General features: G+C 39.8%; 18 protein-coding genes. 10 read left to right on the top strand and 8 right to left on the bottom strand.

The window, feature by feature from the left end; all coding sequences use genetic code 11:
• Positions 1-27 precede the first annotated feature (27 nt).
• From AC1D0K_RS06430 to AC1D0K_RS06450, 5 genes are all read right to left on the bottom strand, one after another.
• Complete coding sequence (locus AC1D0K_RS06430) at positions 28-933, bottom strand: prephenate dehydratase (RefSeq protein WP_477395069.1); 906 nt, start codon at positions 931-933, stop codon at positions 28-30.
• A gap of 270 nt (positions 934-1203) precedes the next feature.
• Positions 1204-2052 carry a PH domain-containing protein gene (locus AC1D0K_RS06435; RefSeq protein ID WP_477443652.1) on the bottom strand — a complete coding sequence of 283 codons (849 nt, stop codon included), beginning with the start codon at positions 2050-2052 and terminating at the stop codon, positions 1204-1206.
• Between the two features lie 74 nt (positions 2053-2126).
• Complete coding sequence (locus AC1D0K_RS06440) at positions 2127-3050, bottom strand: sterol desaturase family protein (RefSeq protein ID WP_477395073.1); 924 nt, start codon at positions 3048-3050, stop codon at positions 2127-2129.
• Entirely contained in the window at positions 3051-4109 is a 1059-nt protein-coding gene (gene aroB, locus AC1D0K_RS06445; RefSeq protein ID WP_295711935.1) for a 3-dehydroquinate synthase, read from the bottom strand. It lies immediately after the preceding gene.
• Between the two features lie 3 nt (positions 4110-4112).
• A complete protein-coding gene (locus tag AC1D0K_RS06450) occupies positions 4113-4319 on the bottom strand; it encodes an RNA-binding S4 domain-containing protein (protein WP_295711937.1) in 207 nt (68 codons plus the stop codon).
• A gap of 58 nt (positions 4320-4377) precedes the next feature.
• Between AC1D0K_RS06450 and AC1D0K_RS06455 the strand changes: the two genes are divergently transcribed.
• From AC1D0K_RS06455 to AC1D0K_RS06490, 8 genes are all read left to right on the top strand, one after another.
• Complete coding sequence (locus AC1D0K_RS06455; RefSeq protein ID WP_477395076.1) at positions 4378-5583, top strand: proline dehydrogenase family protein; 1206 nt, start codon at positions 4378-4380, stop codon at positions 5581-5583.
• A 79-nt stretch (positions 5584-5662) separates the two neighbouring features.
• Positions 5663-5998 (top strand): DUF6616 family protein, encoded by a 336-nt coding sequence (locus tag AC1D0K_RS06460; protein ID WP_477395078.1) that lies wholly within the window; start codon positions 5663-5665, stop codon positions 5996-5998.
• Between the two features lie 203 nt (positions 5999-6201).
• Positions 6202-6561, top strand: a complete 360-nt coding sequence (locus tag AC1D0K_RS06465; protein WP_295711942.1) for a YciI family protein — start codon at positions 6202-6204, stop codon at positions 6559-6561.
• Positions 6562-6612: 51 nt separating this feature from the next.
• Positions 6613-7839, top strand: a complete 1227-nt coding sequence (locus AC1D0K_RS06470) for an RNA polymerase sigma factor (RefSeq protein ID WP_477395081.1) — start codon at positions 6613-6615, stop codon at positions 7837-7839.
• Positions 7840-7962: 123 nt separating this feature from the next.
• Entirely contained in the window at positions 7963-8835 is an 873-nt protein-coding gene (locus AC1D0K_RS06475) for an OmpA/MotB family protein (RefSeq protein WP_295711945.1), read from the top strand.
• 257 nt (positions 8836-9092) lie between these two features.
• On the top strand, positions 9093-11411 hold the full coding sequence (locus AC1D0K_RS06480; RefSeq protein WP_477395084.1) for a PSD1 and planctomycete cytochrome C domain-containing protein: 2319 nt from the start codon (positions 9093-9095) through the stop codon (positions 11409-11411).
• 5 nt (positions 11412-11416) lie between these two features.
• Positions 11417-12874 (top strand): DUF1501 domain-containing protein, encoded by a 1458-nt coding sequence (locus tag AC1D0K_RS06485; protein ID WP_295711949.1) that lies wholly within the window; start codon positions 11417-11419, stop codon positions 12872-12874.
• 93 nt (positions 12875-12967) lie between these two features.
• Positions 12968-15124, top strand: coding sequence for a c-type cytochrome domain-containing protein (locus AC1D0K_RS06490; RefSeq protein ID WP_477395087.1), 2157 nt, complete (start codon positions 12968-12970; stop codon positions 15122-15124).
• A gap of 45 nt (positions 15125-15169) precedes the next feature.
• Here the strand turns inward: AC1D0K_RS06490 and AC1D0K_RS06495 are convergent, their stop codons facing one another.
• The 3 genes from AC1D0K_RS06495 to AC1D0K_RS06505 all read right to left on the bottom strand — a co-directional run bounded on the left by AC1D0K_RS06495 (position 15170) and on the right by AC1D0K_RS06505 (position 18579).
• On the bottom strand, positions 15170-16570 hold the full coding sequence (locus tag AC1D0K_RS06495) for a L,D-transpeptidase scaffold domain-containing protein (RefSeq protein WP_477443268.1): 1401 nt from the start codon (positions 16568-16570) through the stop codon (positions 15170-15172).
• A 158-nt stretch (positions 16571-16728) separates the two neighbouring features.
• Positions 16729-17142 (bottom strand): hypothetical protein, encoded by a 414-nt coding sequence (locus AC1D0K_RS06500; protein WP_477398774.1) that lies wholly within the window; start codon positions 17140-17142, stop codon positions 16729-16731.
• A 150-nt stretch (positions 17143-17292) separates the two neighbouring features.
• On the bottom strand, positions 17293-18579 hold the full coding sequence (locus AC1D0K_RS06505) for an acetyl-CoA hydrolase/transferase family protein (RefSeq protein WP_477398776.1): 1287 nt from the start codon (positions 18577-18579) through the stop codon (positions 17293-17295).
• A 320-nt stretch (positions 18580-18899) separates the two neighbouring features.
• Here AC1D0K_RS06505 and AC1D0K_RS06510 point away from each other — a divergent pair, with 320 nt between their 5' ends.
• Both AC1D0K_RS06510 and AC1D0K_RS06515 read left to right on the top strand, forming a co-directional pair.
• The gene (locus AC1D0K_RS06510) at positions 18900-20087 is read left to right on the top strand and encodes a PAS domain-containing sensor histidine kinase (protein WP_477398778.1); all 1188 of its coding nucleotides are present in this window, start codon (positions 18900-18902) and stop codon (positions 20085-20087) included.
• On the top strand, positions 20084-21136 hold the full coding sequence (locus AC1D0K_RS06515) for a response regulator (protein WP_477398780.1): 1053 nt from the start codon (positions 20084-20086) through the stop codon (positions 21134-21136). Before AC1D0K_RS06510 ends, AC1D0K_RS06515 begins: the two co-directional genes overlap by 4 nt.
• The last annotated feature ends 22 nt before the right edge of the window (positions 21137-21158 follow it).

The raw sequence follows: 21158 nt of genomic DNA on the forward strand, positions 1-21158 counted from the left end.
TGTTTATTGTTGTCGATCTGCAGGATCTTAAATGTTCCTCCGGATATTGATATATCTCCGTACCCGTTCAGTTCTTTGGGGCTTAGGGGTCACCGATAGCTCGTCTTCGTGTCTTTCATATTCGCCAAGTATATTAAAGTTTTGTGTGTATTTCAGAATCTGTCTTATCGCGTTATCATAGCTTTTTTGCTCGTCCCACTCAACATCTACATAAAAATTGTATTCGTTGCGTTTACCCAAAATTGGCATTGATTGGATTTTGCTCATATTTAAGCCTTCTTCGGCAAAAATATTAAGCACTTTAGCCAATGCACCAACTTTATTACTCACCTGGAAACAAAGCGATGCTTTATTAACACTTTTCTTCTCTACATTATCATGATGGGTAAGTATCAGGAAACGTGTAAAGTTTCTTTTGTTTGATTCAATCCGACGCTCTAACACATCAAGCCCGTAAAGACTTGCAGCAAGTGAATTTGCAATAGCCACAGTATCTGTCAGCTGTTCATCCCTGATACGTTTGGCACAAGCGGCGGTATCGCTGCTTTCCACAATTTTTAAATGTGGGTATTCATCAAAAAAATCAACACACTGGCGTAAGGCTATGGGGTGCGAGGTAACATACTTTACATCCTCAAACTTTACACCAGGCAGCGCCATTAAATGCAGTTGTATGGGCAGATATATTTCACCAACTACCGGGAAGCCATAATCAAGGAGTAAGGTGTAATTTGGAAGGATACTTCCGGCAATGCTGTTTTCAATAGCCATTACTACATAATCAGCTTCCCTCTTTTTCAAACTTTCAAAAGTTTGTTTAAAAGAGTTACACTCAATCATCTGGGCGTTTTCGCCAAAATATTTTAACCCTGCCTCTTCGTGGAAAGAAGCGCGGATCCCTTGTATAGCAACTCTTGGTTTTTCTATTTTCATAACCCCTGTTAAAGCAAAAAGTCCCGGCATTTTGTGCCGGGACTTTTTAAATTCTTTATGTGTGTTTAGTACATATTAGTCCCGGCTCTCACTGTTAAAGTAAAAGTAGTAACCATAAAAATATGCACTGTTAAATTTCATTTGTTTTTATTATGTTGTAAATGTACGGTAAAAAATGATTTTGTCAATAGATAATTTTATTTTTTGTGAAAAATTGTGGGTGAACCAAATTTTATATTGTTAAAATTGATTTTACCTACTTTTAAATACTTAATCGCGGTCATAAATAACAGGAATCCTCAACTTGTCGGGGAATTTGCTTAAAAGATCTTGTCTAGATATTAGCAGGTTTGAAAGTTTAAGGCATTGATTATTGTTAAATACAATACCGGTAACTTCAAACATACTTGATCGTCCCGAACCTCGGCCACCATAAATAACTATCTCCTTAATATCCCTTTTATAGCAAACAACAATGCTTTTTTTATCTTGCCCAAAAGAAAACCTATCATTGCCACGCGAAATTTGAAGGTATTGTCGCCGGTTTTCAAAAACCTTATAAAATATAGATAAAATAACACCTCCAATTGCTAACATAGATAAAGAAGGAACCACGATATCCTTATTGTTTTTAGAAGCATCTAGCACAACTCCGGCAAACAAAAGCACATAGATAATTGGAATGCTCATAACTACAGCAATCCGACGAGGCTTTATCCCGTATTCAAAGCCGTCGGTTATAAAATGGGGCTGATTCCCAATGTTAAAAAAGTGCTTTTCAAATATACTTATGTCTAATGTTTGGTTAAAGAAAGCTGTAACGAGTTTTTTTGCAGCCTCAATATCAGGGGTGTGGTATTCATACAAATGATTATCCCTATCCAGATAGTAAATGCAAAATTTTCCACCGAAATAAAGTCCAAGTTTCAGATAGTTTATATCGTCGTCTTGTATAGTCACCGATGGACCCGTTAATTGAATGTCAGTTAAAGAGCGTTCTAAATCCCAGGGAAAATCTTTTATTAGTTGAATTGTTTCATCCAAATCTCTTGGCTGCTCGTCAGAGAATTCGCCTTTTTCATAGGTGTTGTGCTGAAGCTTGGATATAAATTGTGGCATAAGGTATATTGGGTTAAGCGTTTTCTGCTTAAGCCTCAAATATAACATTGATATTAATCCAGCCGATAATAAATTTAAGCAGAATATTTTTGTTCGACAATGGGAGTAATGTGCTGTATTTCATACTCCCGTTGCATCACCTTAGCAGTTTGCGTGCTGCCATCATGGCTCCAGCCCGGCGGATTAAATAAATAACCCAATTTATTTTTAAAACCGGGTGCATGTTTAACATCGTGCATCAGGGCTTTCCATTCATGAAAAATTACATTAACAGGGCCCATATCTTCGGGTTGTTTGGTTATGCCATACTTAACAGGCTCGGGTAAATCCTCATCACGGAAGGTTCCAAAAAGCCTATCCCATAAAATTAATACCATGCCCATGTTTTTATCCAGGTAAGGAATGTTTGATGCATGGTGTACCCGGTGATGTGCCGGGGTAACAAATATCCACCCGTACCATTTGGGTAATGGTACTTTATACTGTGTATGTACCAGGTTGCCGTAAAATTGGGTAACCAAATAGGCGTATAAAATATCCAACGCGGTAAAACCCATCAGTGCAAGTGGTAAATAGAAAAATACTCTGTACAAGGGCTCAAAAACCGTCGACCTGAATCCAGTGGTAAAGTTGAATTGCTCTGATGAATGGTGGGTTACGTGTATAGCCCAAAAAAAGCGGCAATAATGGCCTATGTAATGCAAAACCCAGTATAGGAAATCCTGTAAAACAATTAAAATAGTCCAATACAGCCAGGTATTATGTATTTGAAACAGCCGGTATTGATAAGTAAAAGTCAGTATTATAAATGTACTGCCTTTAACTATCACGTTTGTTATAACGGCAAGCGAGGTAAGATAGATATTGGTAAGTGTATCGCGTGTTTTATAGTAGTGCCTGTCTTCCCAATAGCTCAAGCCCATTTCAACCAGGGTTAAAACAACCAGCAGGCAAAGTATTACAATTGCACTTAATTGTGTTTTATCTAAATGCTGCATTTATAAATTTATGTAATATAATAAACTATCACAAAGTTCGGCTTCTGTGCAGATATTATCAATATTACATTGACCAATCTTGGTCAGCAGGGTGCAATTTATATTACCGTTTTGGTTTTTCTTATCCTTTTTCATGATTTCCAATAAAGCATCAAATGTTGATTCTTTAATAGTATAGCGCGGATAAAGGGTATTCAATGTTTCAGTTATTTCCTGCAGGTCTTGAGCAGGTAACCCTGTTTTTTTATGGGCAAGGTATGATTCGCAGATCATGCCTATAGCAATAGCTTCTCCATGTGATAAATGATCTTCATCATTGATCAACGAATAGGTTTCAACAGCATGGCCAATGGTATGGCCAAAGTTTAGCGCCTTACGGATTCCTTTTTCATGTGGATCCTCAATCGTTATTTTATTTTTTATGGCTACAGAACGATGAACCAATTCGGCAGATGGCTTAGTAAGGTCGCTTGCCTTTAATTGGTGCCAGTAGTCCGCGTCCTGGATAAGGCCGTGTTTCAGCATTTCGGCCAGGCCGGATAGTATTTGTCTTGGCGGTAAAGTTTCTAAGAAGCTTAGTTCAATAAATACAGCTTTTGGTTGGGTAAAGGTACCAATGATGTTTTTGATGCTATCAATATCGATACCTGTTTTGCCGCCCACAGAGGCATCAACCTGGGATAGCAGGGTAGTAGGGACATGTACAAAATCAATCCCTCTTTTAAAGGTAGATGCAGCAAAGCCGCCCAGATCGCTAATAACACCACCACCTAAATTAATGAGTAAGCTTTTACGGTCAGCGCCAAAGTCGATCAGCATTTTCCAGACGCCTATGCAGAAATCAATATCCTTGCTTTCTTCACCGGCATTTATCTCAATGATGTCAAAATTGTCCTGATCTTCAATTTTACTTTTCACAAGCGGCAGGCAATGCTCTGCTGTATTTTCGTCTGTTAAAATAAAAAACCTTGAATAATGACCTTGCTTTACAAAATTAGCCAGTTCATCAATACTATTATTAAAATAAATAGGGTAGTTGTCGCTCTGAATGGTGTCCATAATTTAAATAACCACGATTTTATTTCCTCTGAATTCAACCAGGTCGCCTCGTTTAACTTTAAGGCGTTTGCGGTAATCTACCTGGCCGTTATAAGTCACTTCGCCCTCACTTACAACTATTTGCGCCTCACCGCCTGTTTGTACTAAATGGGCAGCTTTTAGTAATTGTATCATCGGGATGAAGTCGCCTGTTAACTTAAATTCAATCATGGAAACGCAAAAATAAACTATTCATGGAATAATGAGTTATCATTTTATAATTTTGCACATGCTTTCTAACGAAACCGATAACAATTCCAAACACGCTAAGCTCTCTTTTGAAAATACAGAAATCGCTTTTCGTCATTCAACCAATACCGATCTTAGCCGCGCTTACTGGCTGTTCAGGATAATTAACGTTAACTTTTTAGTGAAGATCGGTCCACCCGTAACCAATTTTGCTATAAAAATAGGTTTGCCTATTAAAAGTATCATTAAGGCCACCATATTTAAACACTTTTGCGGCGGCGAAGCCATTGCGGAGTGCGATAACACGATCAAAAATCTATACAGCGGAGGAGTAGGTACCATTTTGGATTACTCTATAGAAGGTGAAGATGATGAGGCTGTTTTTGACAGCACCCGTGATGAGATCATCAAGACGGTAATAAGGGCATCTAAAGATAAAGCTGTTCCTTTAACTGTATTTAAAATAACAGGGGTTGGCCGTTTTGCTTTGTTGGAGAAACTTGATGCGCGCTTAACGCTTACACCTGAAGAAGAGCAAGAATGGCAAAGGGTTCAAAGCAGGGTATTGGCCATTTGTGATAAAGCCCATGCCAGCAATGTACCGGTTATGATTGATGCCGAAGAAAGCTGGATACAGGAAACCATCGATTTGCTGGCCTTAACTATGATGACCCAGTTTAACACAAAAAAAGCTATTGTTTATAATACCTATCAAATGTACAGGCATGATAAGTTGGCTTCTATATTAAACGATCATGAGATAGCCCAGAGTGAAGGGTTTATTTTGGGAGCCAAAATTGTACGTGGCGCCTACATGGAAAAGGAGCGTAAGCGGGCTTTGGAGATGGGTTATAATTCTCCTATTCAAACTGATAAAAAATCAACAGACCTGGATTATGATTCGGCGCTTGATTATTGTACAAGTCATATTGATCAGATAGCTTTTATTGCCGGAACCCACAATGAAGAAAGCTGCCGTTTGCTGGCCGAATTATTGGATAGTAAGCAAATAGATCATAAACACCCTCACGTTTATTTTTCGCAGCTATTAGGTATGAGCGATAATTTAAGCTTTAACCTGGCCAATGCAAAATACAACGTGGCAAAATATGTGCCTTATGGGCCTATAAAAGCAGTTTTACCGTACCTTTTTCGCAGGGCGCAGGAAAATACCGCTATTGCCGGGCAGATGAGCCGCGAGTTGAGCCTGATAGTAAAAGAGCGTAAAAGAAGAAGTACAAAGTAATTGTTTTAACAAGTCCTTTTTAATCAATTGTAATAGCTATTATTGTTTTCAGTTATAACCAACTTAAAACCAAATAATTATGAAGTATTACATTGAGGCCTGGAAAGCTAAGCAGGCGTGGATTGATATGAACCATGAACAAAGGGGGGCATACATGGCGCAGCTTGGTCCTGCCATACAGCAGTTAAGTGAGCAGGGTACAGAAATTATAACCTGGGGCAGCAATGATGGCGATACTTTTAACCGCATGGATATGGATTTTTTTGCGGTTTGGAAATTCCCAACAGCCGAACTTGCCAAAACGTTTGAAGAACTTGTTGAAGCTGCCGGATGGTATGCCTATTTTGAACAGATTAATATAAAAGGAAGTCCTGCAAGCCCTAATGAAATTATTGGACATCTTATAAATCTGTAACATTTTTAAAATATTTCTTTCAGGCGGCTGTTCAAATAGCCGCTTTTTTTGTTTTAAAGTTTTGTGAATGGATCGTTTTCAATATTTTATGTAAAAATTTTTAGCCAACTGTCCAATAGCTTCCATTTCATTTGTTATCGGGGTATAATTCATATATTTATTAACCCGTCTGCCTGTAGGCAGCCAATTAAAGCCAATGCAAAATGAACGAGTATTTAATTTTAATGCGCCTGGATCTGATTACTAAGGAGGCCCAGCCATCGCCCGAGCAAATGGAAGGATACATGAAACAATATCACGATTGGGTAGGTGGTATTGCGGCCCAGAATAAATTTGTTGGTGGTACGGGCTTATCCATGGAAGGCAAAGTTATAAAACCCAATAATGTGATAACCGATGGGCCTTTTGCCGAAGTGAAAGAATCGATCGCAGGTTTTGTAACCATAAAAGCGAAGGATATGGACGATGCTGTAAACATGGCTAAAACTTGCCCGATATTGTTGGGCGATGGTAATAGTATTGAAGTACGTCAGATAACAGGAAGCCATCAGGATAACAATTAAAATGATGCTGCCAAAAACTGTTTGCATGCAGTATTTGGCGGCATTTTCATTATGAATACTGCAGAACTCATACCGCATTTATTCAGAACAGAATACAGGAAAATTGTAGCTGTACTTTGCAGGCGCTTTGGTTTCGACCAGATAGAAATGGCAGAGGATATAGCCAGCGAAACTTTTCTTACGGCTACGCAAACCTGGGGAATTACAGGTATCCCGCCAAATCCACCAGCCTGGCTTTATAACGTTGCCAAAAACAAAGCTAAAAATTACTTGCAGCGCGGTTCCACTTTTAAAAGCAAGGTCTCGCCCGAAATAATAAATAGCACTCCCGATTTTTACGAAACGGAGATCGACTTGTCGCCCGAAAATATAAATGATAGTCAGCTACAAATGATGTTTGCTATTTGCAACCCGGTAATTTCAACGGAGGCGCAGGTTGGGTTATCTCTTCGGATCCTTTGCGGTTTCGGGGTTCAGGAAATAGCGGATGCCTTTTTGACTAATAAGGAAACTATCAATAAGCGATTATTTAGAGCCAAAGAAAAGCTCAGGGCGTTAAAGATTAAGATACAGCTCCCCGGATCATCAGAAATTGATGAGCGTTTGGCGCCTGTACTGACAACCGTTTATTTGCTCTTTAATGAAGGGTATTACTCTGTTAGCCAGGATAAAACACTGCGGAAAGATCTTTGCCTTGAAGCAATGCGGTTATGTACTATGCTTATAGAAAATCAAAATACCAATAAGCCCGATGTAAACGCGCTGCTTTCGCTCATGTGTTTTCATGCTTCGAGGTTTGAAGCTCGCTTCAATAAAAACGGTGAGCATATTTTGTACGAGAAACAGGATACCAGCTTATGGAACACCGATTTAATTAGCAAAGGGGGATATTTTTTAAGTTGCGCGGCAAGCGGTAATAAATTATCAAAATATCACATCGAGGCCGAAATTGCCTATTGTAGTACCCGGCAGGCGGATACAAAAGAAAAATGGGAAAGCGTTCTGCAACTTTACAATCTTTTGCTGCAGATAGAATACTCACCTATAGCGGCTTTAAACCGAACGTATGCACTTTCAAAAGCGAATGGCAAGGAAGAAGCGATTATTGAAGTCGAAAAGCTGGAAATAAAAGATAGCCACTTTTACTTTGCATTGCTTGGGGAACTTTATACAGATCTAGACAACTTGAAAGCGAAAGGTAACTTTGAAAAAGCGCTTTTACTTGCAAAATCAGAAGGGGATAAGCAAAGTATTAAGAAGAAGATGGATGAGCTGTGAGCGTTTTTTTTATCTAAAATAAAATCTCATTTGATTGAATAATGTAAACTTTTCGAATGGTATATTGTTGATACGGCTAAGTTGTCCGTAATATTACGTTCAATTTTAAACAAATTACAGACTATGAAAATTTACCATTCATTACTGCTGATAATTATTATAGCAACAGTAACCCAAGGTTGCGTTAGCAACAAAAAATACAACGAATTGCAGGGTAACTACACCCAATTACAGAACAGCACCCGCGACCTCAGTGTAAAATATCAAACCAGTGAGCAGGCGCTTGCCGTAAGCACTGGCAGGGTAAAAAGCCTGGAAGAACAAATAGCCGCGGAAAGATCAAATGCTGCCATTTTGCAGGATGCGCTAAATAAATGTTTAGCCGGTAACAACCAGGGGAATGTAAATATCTCCAAACTGGTAGATGAAATTAATGCATCTAATAAGTACATCCAGCACCTGGTTGAAACCAAAAACAAAAGCGACTCGCTTAACATGGTTTTAACAAACAACCTTACCCGCTCATTAAGCAAGGAAGAAATACAGGATGTGGATGTGAAAGTACTTAAAGGCGTAGTGTATATTTCATTATCAGATAATATGCTTTACAAATCAGGTAGTTATGAAATATCTGATAAGGCAGGAGCAACGCTGAGCAAAATAGCCAAGATCATTTCTGATTATTCAAGTTACGACGTATTAATTGAGGGTAACACTGATAATGTGCCTATTAAACAAGCCAATATCAGGAATAACTGGGATTTAAGTGCTTTAAGAGCATCATCAGTAGTACAGGCGTTGCAGAATACTTATAATGTTGATCCTAAACGTTTAACAGCTGGTGGCAGGGGAGAATACAACCCAATTGCCGATAATGGAACACCAGGTGGTAAAAGCCAAAACAGGCGTACGCAAATTATCATAACACCAAAACTGGATCAGTTTATGGATCTGATAGGCAAAGCCCCGGAAACAAAAACGCCGCCTAAACAATAAAAGTTTTAACGCGTTTCTTAAATAAAAGGCCTTAACTAATTCGTTAAGGCCTTTTTTGTTGCGTTATATTTAATATACAAAATACTGGGTCACTTGTTTGTACATATTTGAAAATACGGTTTTGACTCGTCATTTGAATTTATTTTTACTAAACGAGGGAGTGTTAATTGTTTGTACATATTTTAAATTCTTGTTGTAAATTGTGTTGGAAATTATTAATTTTAATTTCTGAAGATCAATTAACCAATTTTAAACCAATGTTCCGGAAGTTGTATTATGTGTGGCTGGTGATAGCCGCTTGTGTTTTGTACACGCTTCATGCCTGCAATTCATCTGGCCAGGGTGATGCTGAACAAATACCTGATACAATCAGTTATAATTTTAACATCCGGCCCATACTATCAGATAAATGTTATAAATGTCATGGTCCTGATGCTACGCACCGGGAGGCAGATCTGCGGCTGGATATTCGGGAAAGTGCTTATAGAGCATTAAAAGACAACCCATCAGCCCACGCTTTGGTACCAGGCGACCCGATGCTGTCTGAAGTTTATCGACGCATTTCAACAAAGGATACCACAGAGCAAATGCCGCCGCCATCATCAAACCTAAAAAAGTTAACACCTTATGAGGTGGATTTGATTGAAAAGTGGATAAAACAAGGCGCTAAATATGAAAAGCACTGGGCCTTTGTTCCGCCACATTTATCTCCTGTCCCACAGGTAAAAAATAGCGCCTGGCCTAAAAATGCCATAGATAATTTTATACTTCAAAAACTGGAACAAAAGGGTATTAGTCCAAATCCCGAAGCTGATAAAGAACGGCTTTTGAAACGGGTGTCGCTTGATCTTACCGGTTTGCCCCCAAGCCTGCAATTGATGGATAGCTTTTTGGCTGATAAAAGCACTGATGCTTACCAAAAAGTGGTTGATGAGCTAATGGCAACTCCTCAATATGGCGAAAAAATGGCGCTACACTGGCTTGATGTTGCCCGCTATGCCGATTCTCATGGTTACCAGGATGATAATTATCGTACCCAATGGCCATGGAGGGATTGGGTGATACATGCCTTTAATGAAAACATGTCCTATGATAAATTTATCACCTGGCAATTAGCCGGTGATTTATTGCCGAATGCGAGCAAAGAACAACTGTTGGCTACAGGCTTTAACCGCAACCATAAAATTACCGAAGAAGGCGGCGTAATTGATGAGGAATATAGGGTAAGCTATGTTACAGATCGTACCAATACGTTTGGTAAGGCTTTGCTGGGTATTACACTGGAATGTGCCCATTGCCATGATCATAAATATGATCCCTTTTCGCAGAAGGAGTATTATCAAATGTTCGCTTTTTTTAATAATGTAAAGGAAGTGGGCCTTCAATCTACCGTTGGCGGTCCGGAAACTTATGCCAAGCGGCCGATGATGCAGATCAGTAATGAAGATGTTAAAAAAATACTTACGTTTATAAACAAGCAGGATACTGGTAAACTCATTGTATCTGTAATGGCAGATAGCGATAAAGTACGGCCAACTTATATCCTTAAACGCGGCAATTATGATGCGCATGGCGATGTGGTTGAGCCGGGGACACCAAAATCAATATTACCTTTTACAGCCAACTATCCAAAAAATAGACTGGGTTTGGCCGAATGGATGTTCAATAAAAGCAACCCCCTTGCTGCAAGGGTATTTGTAAACCAGGTATGGCAGGAGTTTTACGGCAAGGGCATTGTAAAAAGCTCGGGCGATTTTGGTATGCAGGGCGATTTGCCGTCACATCCGCAATTGCTTGATTGGCTTTCAGTTGATTTTATGGATCATGGCTGGGATATTAAGAGGCTGGTAAAACAAGTTGTTATGTCGGCTACCTACCGCCAATCGGCAGTGATTGGCCCCGAAAAGTTAAAGGCCGATCCTGAAAATACTTTGCTATCGCGTGGCGTGCGTAATCGCTTGCCTGCCGAGTTTGTCCGCGACCTGGTGCTGGCAAGTAGCGGCTTGCTTAACCGTACCATTGGCGGGCCAAGTGTAAATCCTTATCAACCACCCGGTCTTTGGGAAAACGCGACATCAGGGCGTGGAATATTGGCTAATTATAAGCAGGTACATGGTCCCAACCTTTACCGCCGTGGCATGTACACCCTCATAAAACGAACCGTGCCGCCGGCATCTTTAGGGATATTTGATGCCAGTAACCGCGACCAATGCGAGGTGAAACGCCTGCGAACAAACACGCCGCTGCAAGCGTTGGTGATGCTTAACGATCCTACAGTATTGGAATCTGCCCGGGTATTGGCTGCCAAATTGTTGCAGGATAACAGCGTGCCGAAAGATAAAATAATCAAGGCCTTTCGCTTAATTATGTGCCGTCATCCGCAGGAAAAGGAATTGACCATATTAACTGCTTATTATAATGATGAATTAAAAAACATGAAGGCAGATGATGCCAAAAAATTGTTAAGCGTAGGCGAATACCCTGTGCCTGAAAACCTCAATAAAATAACGCTGGCGGCGATGATGAAAGTAGTAGATACAATTTATAACCTGGAAGAAGCGATAACCAAAACCTGATTGATATGGAAAAAGATTTTTTAGAAAGCAGGCTCAATATAAACAGGCGCAGGTTTCTTTCAAGATTAAGCCTGGGCATTGGCAGTATTGCATTAGGATCGTTACTTATTCCTGATCTTTTTAGCGGAAGTGGCGGTGAGAGTGAGGCTGAGTTTATACCCGGTATACCCAACTTTGCACCTAAGGCTAAAAGAGTTATTTATTTGTTCCAGGATGGAGCGCCCTCGCAATTAGAATCATTTGATTACAAGCCCAAATTACGTGAAATGATGGGGCAGGAGTTGCCAGCATCGGTGCGTGGTAACCAGATACTCACCGGGATGACGGCCAAACAGGCTTCATTCCCGCTTGTAGGCTCATTTTATGACTTTAAACAATATGGCGAATCAAGGGCGTGGGTAAGTGACCTGTTCCCGCATATTGGTAAAATTGCCGATGACATCTGTATCATCAGGTCAATGAACACTGATGCTATTAACCATGATCCGGCGCTTACTTTTTTTCAAACCGGGGCGCAGCAGGGCAATCGCCCAAGCATGGGTTCATGGGTAAGCTATGGTCTGGGAAGCGAAAATAAAAACCTCCCGGCATTTACTGTACTGCTATCAAAAGGTAAAGGCAATGGCCAGGGAGTTTACTCTAAACTATGGAGTAATGGCTTTTTAGATTCCATTCACCAGGGTGTACAATTTAGCAGTGGTGAAAATCCTATCCTGTATTTGAATGACCCTAATGGGATGGATCGACGCGAACGCCGTAAAATGCTCGATAATTTGGCAGCGCTAAATGACATCAGTTATAAAGAATTTGGCGACCCCGAGATAAATACCAAAGTACAGCAATATGAAATGGCTTATAGGATGCAAACCGCCGTTCCGGAAATTATGGATGTATCAAAGGAGTCGGATGATATTGTAAAGATGTATGGCCCTGATTGCCTTATTCCGGGTACCTATGCGGCCAATTGTTTATTGGCGAGAAAACTATCAGAGAATGGGGTACGCTTTGTACAGCTATATCACCAGGGATGGGATCAGCACAGCAACCTGCCGCAGGAAATGGCAGGACAGGCAAAGGATGTTGACCAGGCATCCGCAGCATTAGTTACCGATCTTAAACAACGCGGTTTACTTGATGAAACATTGGTGATATGGGGCGGAGAGTTTGGCCGTACCAATTATAGCCAGGGTAAGCTGGAAAAAGCCAATTATGGTCGTGACCATCACCCGCGTTGCTTTAGCATCTGGATGGCCGGCGGTGGTATTAAACCAGGATTGGTTTACGGCGAATCGGATGATTTTGGTTATAATATAGTGAAAGATCCCGTGCATGTACATGATTTTCATGCCACCATCCTCAACCAGTTAGGCATCGACCATAAAAAATTAACTTTTAAAAGCCTGGGCCGAAGATACAGGTTAACTGATGTTGCAGGCAATGTGGTAAAGGGGATTATAACATAACACCATTTTGTTTTTTAGAATGGACGGGATTTTAAGGCATTGGGCGCCTGGAATATTTTATAAGAGTTTAATTAAAAGCACCATTGCTAATATATGAAAGGCAACCATAAAGGTTTTGCAGACGGAACGTTATTTGCGCTAAATATTTTCATAGTAGTTTTAGTTGTTGCCGGCAATAACCTGGTTGTGCCGCAATGGCTTCAGCCGGTAGGGAGGTTGCATCCCTTGATACTGCATTTTCCCATAGTGATACTTATGCTGGCTATGGTGATGGAGTTTTTTCGTTTTCGCGTTGAGTTTGCCAACGAAAAGCTATACCAGAGTTTTACCGATTACCTGTTATTGTTAGGGGCTCTTTTATCGTCTGTAACAGTTATCATGGGTTTGTTATTATCTAAAGAGGCTGGTTATGAAGGTAACACGTTACAGTGGCACAAATGGTTTGGGGTGAGTGTCGCGTTTATGGGTTATGGGGTATACCTTATTCGAAATACGCCGAAATATACAGCTACACTGGCCAAAACGGGGGCATTAGTTACCGTGTTTTGCTTAATAGTTGCCGGGCACTTTGGCGGGAATCTTACCCATGGCGAAGATTTTGTTTTGGGACCGATCATGGATAAAGAGAAAAATCTGGTTCCGATTGATAAGGCGTTAGTTTATCAGGATGTGATAAACCCAATCTTCATGGCGAAGTGTCAAAGCTGTCACAACCCCGATAAAATGAAGGGCCGGCTTATGCTTACCAGCCAGGAGGCGATACTGAAGGGTGGTAAAAGCGGGAAACTCTTTGTGCCCGGCGACCCGGCAATAAGCTTACTTCTTCAGCGCGTGCATTTGCCCGAGGGCGAAAAAAAACATATGCCGCCAGTTGGTAAACCACAACTTACCGATGAGGAGAAAATGCTCCTTTATCTGTGGGTAAAGGGCAATCCCGACTTTAAGAAAAAAGTTATCAGCCTGCCAGCAACAGATTCCTTAAGGATGATTGCATCAAAACTGCTAAAGCCCGTTGAAAGCACTGAGGAGGTTTATGATTTTTCTGCTGCAGATGATAAGGATATTAAAAAGCTGAATAATAATTACCGGGTCATTTATCAGCTGGCTAATGAGTCGCCGGCATTGGCGGTAAATATCTACAATAAAAGCACTTACAATATTAAGGCTTTAGAAGAGTTAGGTGCCATTAAAAAACAGATTGTAGCACTCGACCTCAATAAAATGCCGGTAAAGGATGCCGACCTGAAAATTATTGCCAGGTTTGAAAACCTTCGTCAGCTTAACCTTAATTTTAGCGATGTTACGGGTAATGGTTTAAAAGAACTCGCGGCGCTTAAATATCTTAAAGGTCTTTCGCTGGCGGGCATAAAATTAAGCTTTGCCGATATAAAGCAACTAACAGCCATTAAAAGCTTAACTGAACTGGCAGTATGGGATACCGGCTTAAAAATTGCCGAGCTGGAAAATTTTCAAAAAGCCAACAAGCGTGTTAAACTTTTAACAGGATTTAAGGATGATGGAAAAGCGATAAAATTAACCAGTCCGCAGTTAAAAAATACGGCAATTGTATTTAAGCAAAGCTACCAGCTGCAATTAAGCAATCCTATTAGGGGAGTTGATATCCGATACACTACCGATGGCACTGCTCCTGATAGTATCCATTCCGCATCCTATAAATCCGGCGTAACATTTACACAAAGTACAGTGATTAGGGCGCGGGCTTTTAAAGCAGGATGGATAGGTAGTGATACTGTTCAATTCAATATTTACAAAAGCACTTATACACCAGATAGTGTGGCTTTTTTGAAATACCCGGATGATAAATACAAAGGCGACGGCCCCAAAACAATAATTGATAAAGAACTGGGCGGAAACAATTTTGGTAATGGTAAATGGCTTGCATCACAAAAGGATATGGAAATGCTGTTGTGGTTTAATAAGGCCGTAGATTTGCACTCTGTTAGCCTCGACGCGATGCGTAACACGGGGCCACAGATATTTTTTCCCTCTAAAATTGAAGTATGGGGCGGAGCTGATCAAAATCATTTAAAGCTTTTAAGCCATGCAGCTCCTGCTATGCCACTTAAAACTGATGCGTTCGGCATTATGAGCCTGGAGTGTAAACTAAAAACAACCCAATCGGTATCTTGTGTAAAGTTGGTAATTAAACCACTTGCAAGCGTGCCCTCCTGGCATCCGGCTAAGGGCAAGCCGGGCTGGGTTTTTATAGATGAGGTTTTTGTTAATTAAGACGTCCTGGCTAAAAAAAATGGCGGCACTTTCATCTATAAAATCCTATTTCATACTTAATGATTGATTAACATTATAGAACTTCATTTCAAGGCTTTTATCCAAACTGTAAATATCATTGTAGGTAACTATTTCCCCGTCCTTTATCTCGCAGGTGAGGTAAGTGATTTTAATTGGCAGCGGTTTTTTTAAAGCGATGTTCTTATTAATATGATTGAGCATCCCGTTATGAAGGGCAGCAATTTTACTTTCAGAATTATCATTTTTTAATAAAAGTGTTCCCAGCTTTTCTGCATGTTCAACACCGATAGATCCATTACTCAGATCCCTTTCTTTTTTCATGAATAGTGCCTGTTCCTTTATATCATGGATATATATATCATAAATATTGGGGAAGTGAAAAGCAAGTGAACCTGGGGCATCGATGAAAGATCGTTGAATGTTCGTATCCTTTTTATTGTCAGTAGCCAGTTGATTGTTTTGCAGGTGGAGGTTATCCGTTTTTACTTTAGGTAATATTTTTCCGGGTAACATTTTTGGCGGAATCTTCAATTTTGGAGCAGTGGTAACGTAACCAACAGTACTTTGCAATGTTGGGGTGGGGGTTCCTGGTTTGCCGGCTATTATCCTGAAAAAGTAAGTAGAATCCCGAAGGTGTAGTTTTAATGTATATGATGGAATATTAATATGGATATAGGCACTGTCTTCAATATTTACCCATCTTAGGCGTTCCATATTAATTGCAATCTTCCTGATCACGGCCTGGGGAGTTTCATAGCAATCATTTTGGTATAAGCCCTCAAGCAAATGCATTTTACGCTGCATATCCCTGTATTCTTTTGATTTTGGCTGTACGCTCGCTATTGCTCCCATGGTATTGGTTTGTTTAAGCGCCTGTATCAAAAATCTATCAGCTTGAAAACGGCCATTTACATTGCCATCAACCTTACGGGCCGGATAATCAGGATTAAGTTTTCCGTAGTGCAGGTTGTTCATGAATGTTATAATAGCGTCAGTAAGCATAATGTCAAACCTGGCCTGTTGATCCAGGTTTACTTTGCCTGGTGTGTCTAATATATTATGCAGTTTATCGTAAAGTAGTTCTTTGGGGTGATAATCAGCATGAGAAAGTCCGAATTGTAATACGCAGTCAAGCATGAGCATAGCCTGCCAGGTGGGCCCTTCCCCGTTTTGCGGTTTTATCCAGACAGGAGTAAATCCATTTTGCTTATATAACCGAAGCACTGATTTAGGGTAATATAAATGACTGCTTAAATCTTTGCTGTTTACTTGTTTCTGAATTTCTTTACTAAATAAACTATCGCTTTGGAATACGTTTTTATCTGTATTATTATTAATGATTTTGGCGCAAGCTTCCTGGCTATTAAACGTTACCAGGATAGCGATTCCTATTAACAAAAAGTGTTTAACAAAAGTGTTTTTCATAACAATTAAATTGTGCCATAAAGTTCGGCTAAACTGGTTCGGCGAATAATGATCTATATCATATTTTAGATTGATAGTAAGCACCTGGAAGACAAAAAAAGAGGCCGCTCATAACCAGTATGATGCAGCCTCTTTCAATTATTAATTATGGGGTGAGATTAATTTACAATCATCTTATCTTCATGCTCAACATCAAGTATAAGATTAAATAGTTCCTGCTTTATTAAACGGAATTCGCGGGTTAGGTTGGTCATAAAATATTCTAACTGTACCTGCGTTGAGGCTAATGCTTCCGTATCTTCAGGAATAATATCTTCGGCCATTAACTCCAGTTGTTTTATTTGCTTGTTAAGCAAGTCATCAACTTCCATTTGTTCCAGTTTCTGAAGTGTTTTTCCGGTAGTAATGAGTTTATCAATATGGTTATTGTCCTTTAAGCGGGATATGTTGCTATCCAGCAAACGATGCAGGAACGAAGTTTCAATTTTGAAAAACTCAAGATCTGAGAGCCATCGCCGAGCGATGACATAATATTGTAATGATCTTGCAGACATGGCGGTTGTTGTTTCCATATAAATTCAGGTTTTATTTTTTAATTCCTGTTAAGTAATTTATAAATATCGAAACTGTTAGTAGGTACGTAGATGATGATCGTCATTTATAAAGGTGACAGTTCTCATATTTTCAAATGCTAAATTGGGCGTCCGCTTGTTAAACAGGTTTTATCGGGCATGTTCAAATCTTTGGAAATAAGAATTTTCCAGTATTTCCCGATGATCAGGGTGCGCAAGTTCTATCAATGCCCTGGCTCGTTGCTTTAAGTTTTTGCCGAAAAGATTAACTATGCCATACTCGGTAACCACCCAATGCACATGCCCTCTCGTGGTTACAACACCCGCACCTTGTTTCAAAAATGGCACTATGCGGCTAATGCCTTTGTTTGTTTGCGAAGGTAATGCGATGATTGGTTTACCCCCTTCAGACAGCGATGCGCCATGAATGAAATCCATTTGCCCGCCGATACCTGAATACTGATAGGTACCAATAGAATCGGAGCAGACCTGGCCCGTTAAATCAATCTCAATGGCACTGTTAATGGCCGTAACCTTCGGATTTTGACGAATGATACTGGTGTCATTTACATAACTTATATCCATTACCCTTACACTTGGATTATCATTTACAAAATCATATAACTTACGGGTTCCGGTTATGAAGGCGGTTACCGAGCGGCCGTTATTTAATTTTTTCTGGCTATTGTTTATTACCCCCGCTTCAATAAGTGGTATGATGCCATCTGAGAACATCTCTGTATGCAGACCTAAATTTTTATGTGTGCTGAGGTTTTTTAGTACCTGGTCAGGAATACTGCCAATACCTAATTGTAATGTTGCTCCATTATCAACGAGCGAAGCTACGTGGTAACCAATTTTTTCAACCACAGCATTGGTTTCAAAAGCATAATTTACTTCCGGCAGTTCGGATTTATGCCAAACCATCGTGTCTATTTTATTTATATGGACAAAACTTTCTCCATGCGTCCTGGGCATTAACGGGTTTACCTGGGCAATAACAATTTTGGCAGTGTCAACTGCTGCCCTGGCAATATCTACCGAAGTACCAAGGGAACAATAACCATGAATATCTGGTGGTGATACCTGGATTAAGGCCACATCTATTGGCAGAATGTTTTTTCGGAACAATTGGGGGATCTGGCTCAGAAATATCGGAACATAGTCTCCATCGTCACTATTAGCTACGGCCCTGGTGGCCGCCGAAACAAACAGCGAATTAAAGAAAAAGGATTTACGATGTTCGGGCCTGTCAAAATTCACATCACCAAGTGTTGTGATGCTAACCAATTCTACGTTGTAAAGATCATTGTGCCTTTTTTGTAAGGCTTCAACTAAACACACCGGAGTAGCGGCACTGCCATGTATAAAGACACGGTTACCGGGCTGCACCAATTTCAATGCTTCGTCTGCAGAGATATATTTTATATCAATCATATAAATCTTAAGCTTATTTAAATTTCGTTTCAAAACTAAATCCAATTTGGCATTGAAAAGCTGATTGCCGACATGTTAAAACCTGACAGTGATCATTAAATGTACAATATGGCATCAAGCAGTTCTTTGTGATATTCTTCACCGAAATGATTATGGGGAAATTGTTGTCATTGCATTTAGGACTTTTAAATAGTGTCCGTAATTACTTTATATTATAAAAAATGACCATCATCACATTTCTATATGAAAACAGTTATATTTTAATTGAAGCATTATGTTAATATTTGTGATGGATATCAATTTTTTGATAAAACTGCCTTATGGAAAACACCGCCCTGTTAAAAGCTATTATTGATAATGCCATTGATGGTATTATTACAATTAATGGCCGTGGAATTATTGAAAGTATTAATCCATCGGCCTGTAAGCTTTTTTTGTGTAGTCCAGAAGAGGTGATAGGCCAAAATGTTTCAACGCTTATGCCTCCGCCGGATAAAGAGCAACATGATGAATATATCAATCGTTATCAACGAACAGGTAGTCCACATATAATTGGTATTGGGCGCGAAGTAACCGGATTGAAAAAGGATGGGTCAACATTCCCTTTCAGGCTTGGTGTAAGTGAGGTTCCTTTTGCCGAGAGAAAAATATATGCCGGATTTATTCATGACCTTTCAAGGGAAAAAGAAGCCGAGGATCAGTTAAGGGATTATGCAGCCCATTTGGAAGAGTTGGTTGAACAGCGTACAATGTCGTTGAAAAACACGGTGCAAGCGCTGCAACAAGCAAAAGAAGAGGTTAGTATTTCGCTTGAAAAGGAGAAAGAGCTGGGCCATTTAAAAAGTCGCTTTGTTTCTATGGCTTCTCATGAATTCAGAACGCCTTTAAGTGCTGTACAGTTATCTGCTTCATTAATAGAGAAATATGCACAGCCCTTTGATAATCCAAACATCAGGAAACATGTGGGGAAAATAAAAAATGCGGTAGGTAATTTAACAACCATCCTGAATGATTTCCTGTCGCTGGAAAAACTGGAGGCCGGAAGGGTAGAGGCTTCATGCACACGGTTTGATCTGGTTAAACTCGCTGAAGAAATAACTGAAGAACTGCAGGTGGTGGCCAAACAAAATCAAAATATTATTTATCAGCATACCGGCACTCATAGTATAGTTAACCTTGACCAAAATCTGCTGAAAAACTGTGTCATCAATCTTATCGCGAACGCCATCAAATATTCGGGCGAGAATACTTTTATAGAGTTTAATACGGAGATCACTGATCATGTATGCATTATTACCATCAGAGATAATGGTATTGGGATACCAGATGCCGACCAGAAGCATTTATTTGAAGCATTTTTTCGCGCTCATAATACGGGCAATATTCCCGGAACCGGTTTAGGTTTAAATATTGTGGCACGTTATACCAATTTGATGAACGGGCATATAGAATTTAAGAGTAATATTAACCAGGGAACCTTATTCACTATTACATTTCCAATATCATGAGTAAAAAAGTTTTGATTATTGAAGATAATAACGACATCCGCGAGAACGTGGTGGAAATTCTTGAACTTGCCGGTTACCAGGTATTTGATGCCAATAATGGGAAAAAAGGAGTCGAAATTGCGTTAAAAGAAATTCCAGACATTATTTTATGCGATATAATGATGCCCGAATTGGATGGTTATGGTGTTTTATATATGCTGAATAAGAATCCGGAAACCGCGGCTATCCCGTTTATATTTTTAACCGCAAAAGCCGAGAGGCTGGATTTAAGAAAAGGAATGGAAATGGGGGCGGATGATTATCTTACCAAGCCTTTTGATGATATGGACCTCCTGAACGCCATTGAAAGCAGGTTGAAGAAAAAGGAAATCCAAAAAAACTTTTATAGCAAGTCATTAGATCGTTTAAATAACCTTATCTCCAAAAATGACGGGCTTTCTGAATTAAAAAAGATCATCCAGGATCGCAAAAGCCGTCACTTTAAAAAAAATCAGGTTATTTACTATGATGGGGACAAAGGTTCTGGCCTTTACCTTGTTATTAGCGGAAAGGTAAAAACAATTAAACTTGCAGAAGACGGACGAGAATTGATGACCGGTATTTACGCCCATGATGAATACCTGGGCATTAACGCGCTGCTGGCCAATGAGCCCTACGCAGATACGGCAACCGCTTTGGAAAATAGCGTATTGTGCCTTATTCCAAAAGATCAATTGGAGCAATTGCTTAACCTGTATCCAGAAGTTGCCCGCGAGTTTATCAAGCTTTTAGCAAATGATATAAGGGATAAGGAAGATCAGCTTATGCAGCTGGCCTACCATTCAGTACGAAAAAGAATGGCAGAGGCCATGATCAGGCTATATCGCCAACAAAACGACGGTAAAGAAGGCTTTAAAATTACGCGGGAAGACCTCGCCGCTATGGCTGGTATGGCTACAGAAACTGTTAGTCGTACTTTGTCAGATTTTAAGGATGAAGGTTTGATTGAAAAAAAGGGCAGCCTGATCACCATTTTGGAGCCTGAAAAACTTGCTAAAATGAAAAACTGATATAGGTCATTTTTTTGACTGA

This window comes from Mucilaginibacter sp. P1_A3, from assembly GCF_056406855.1.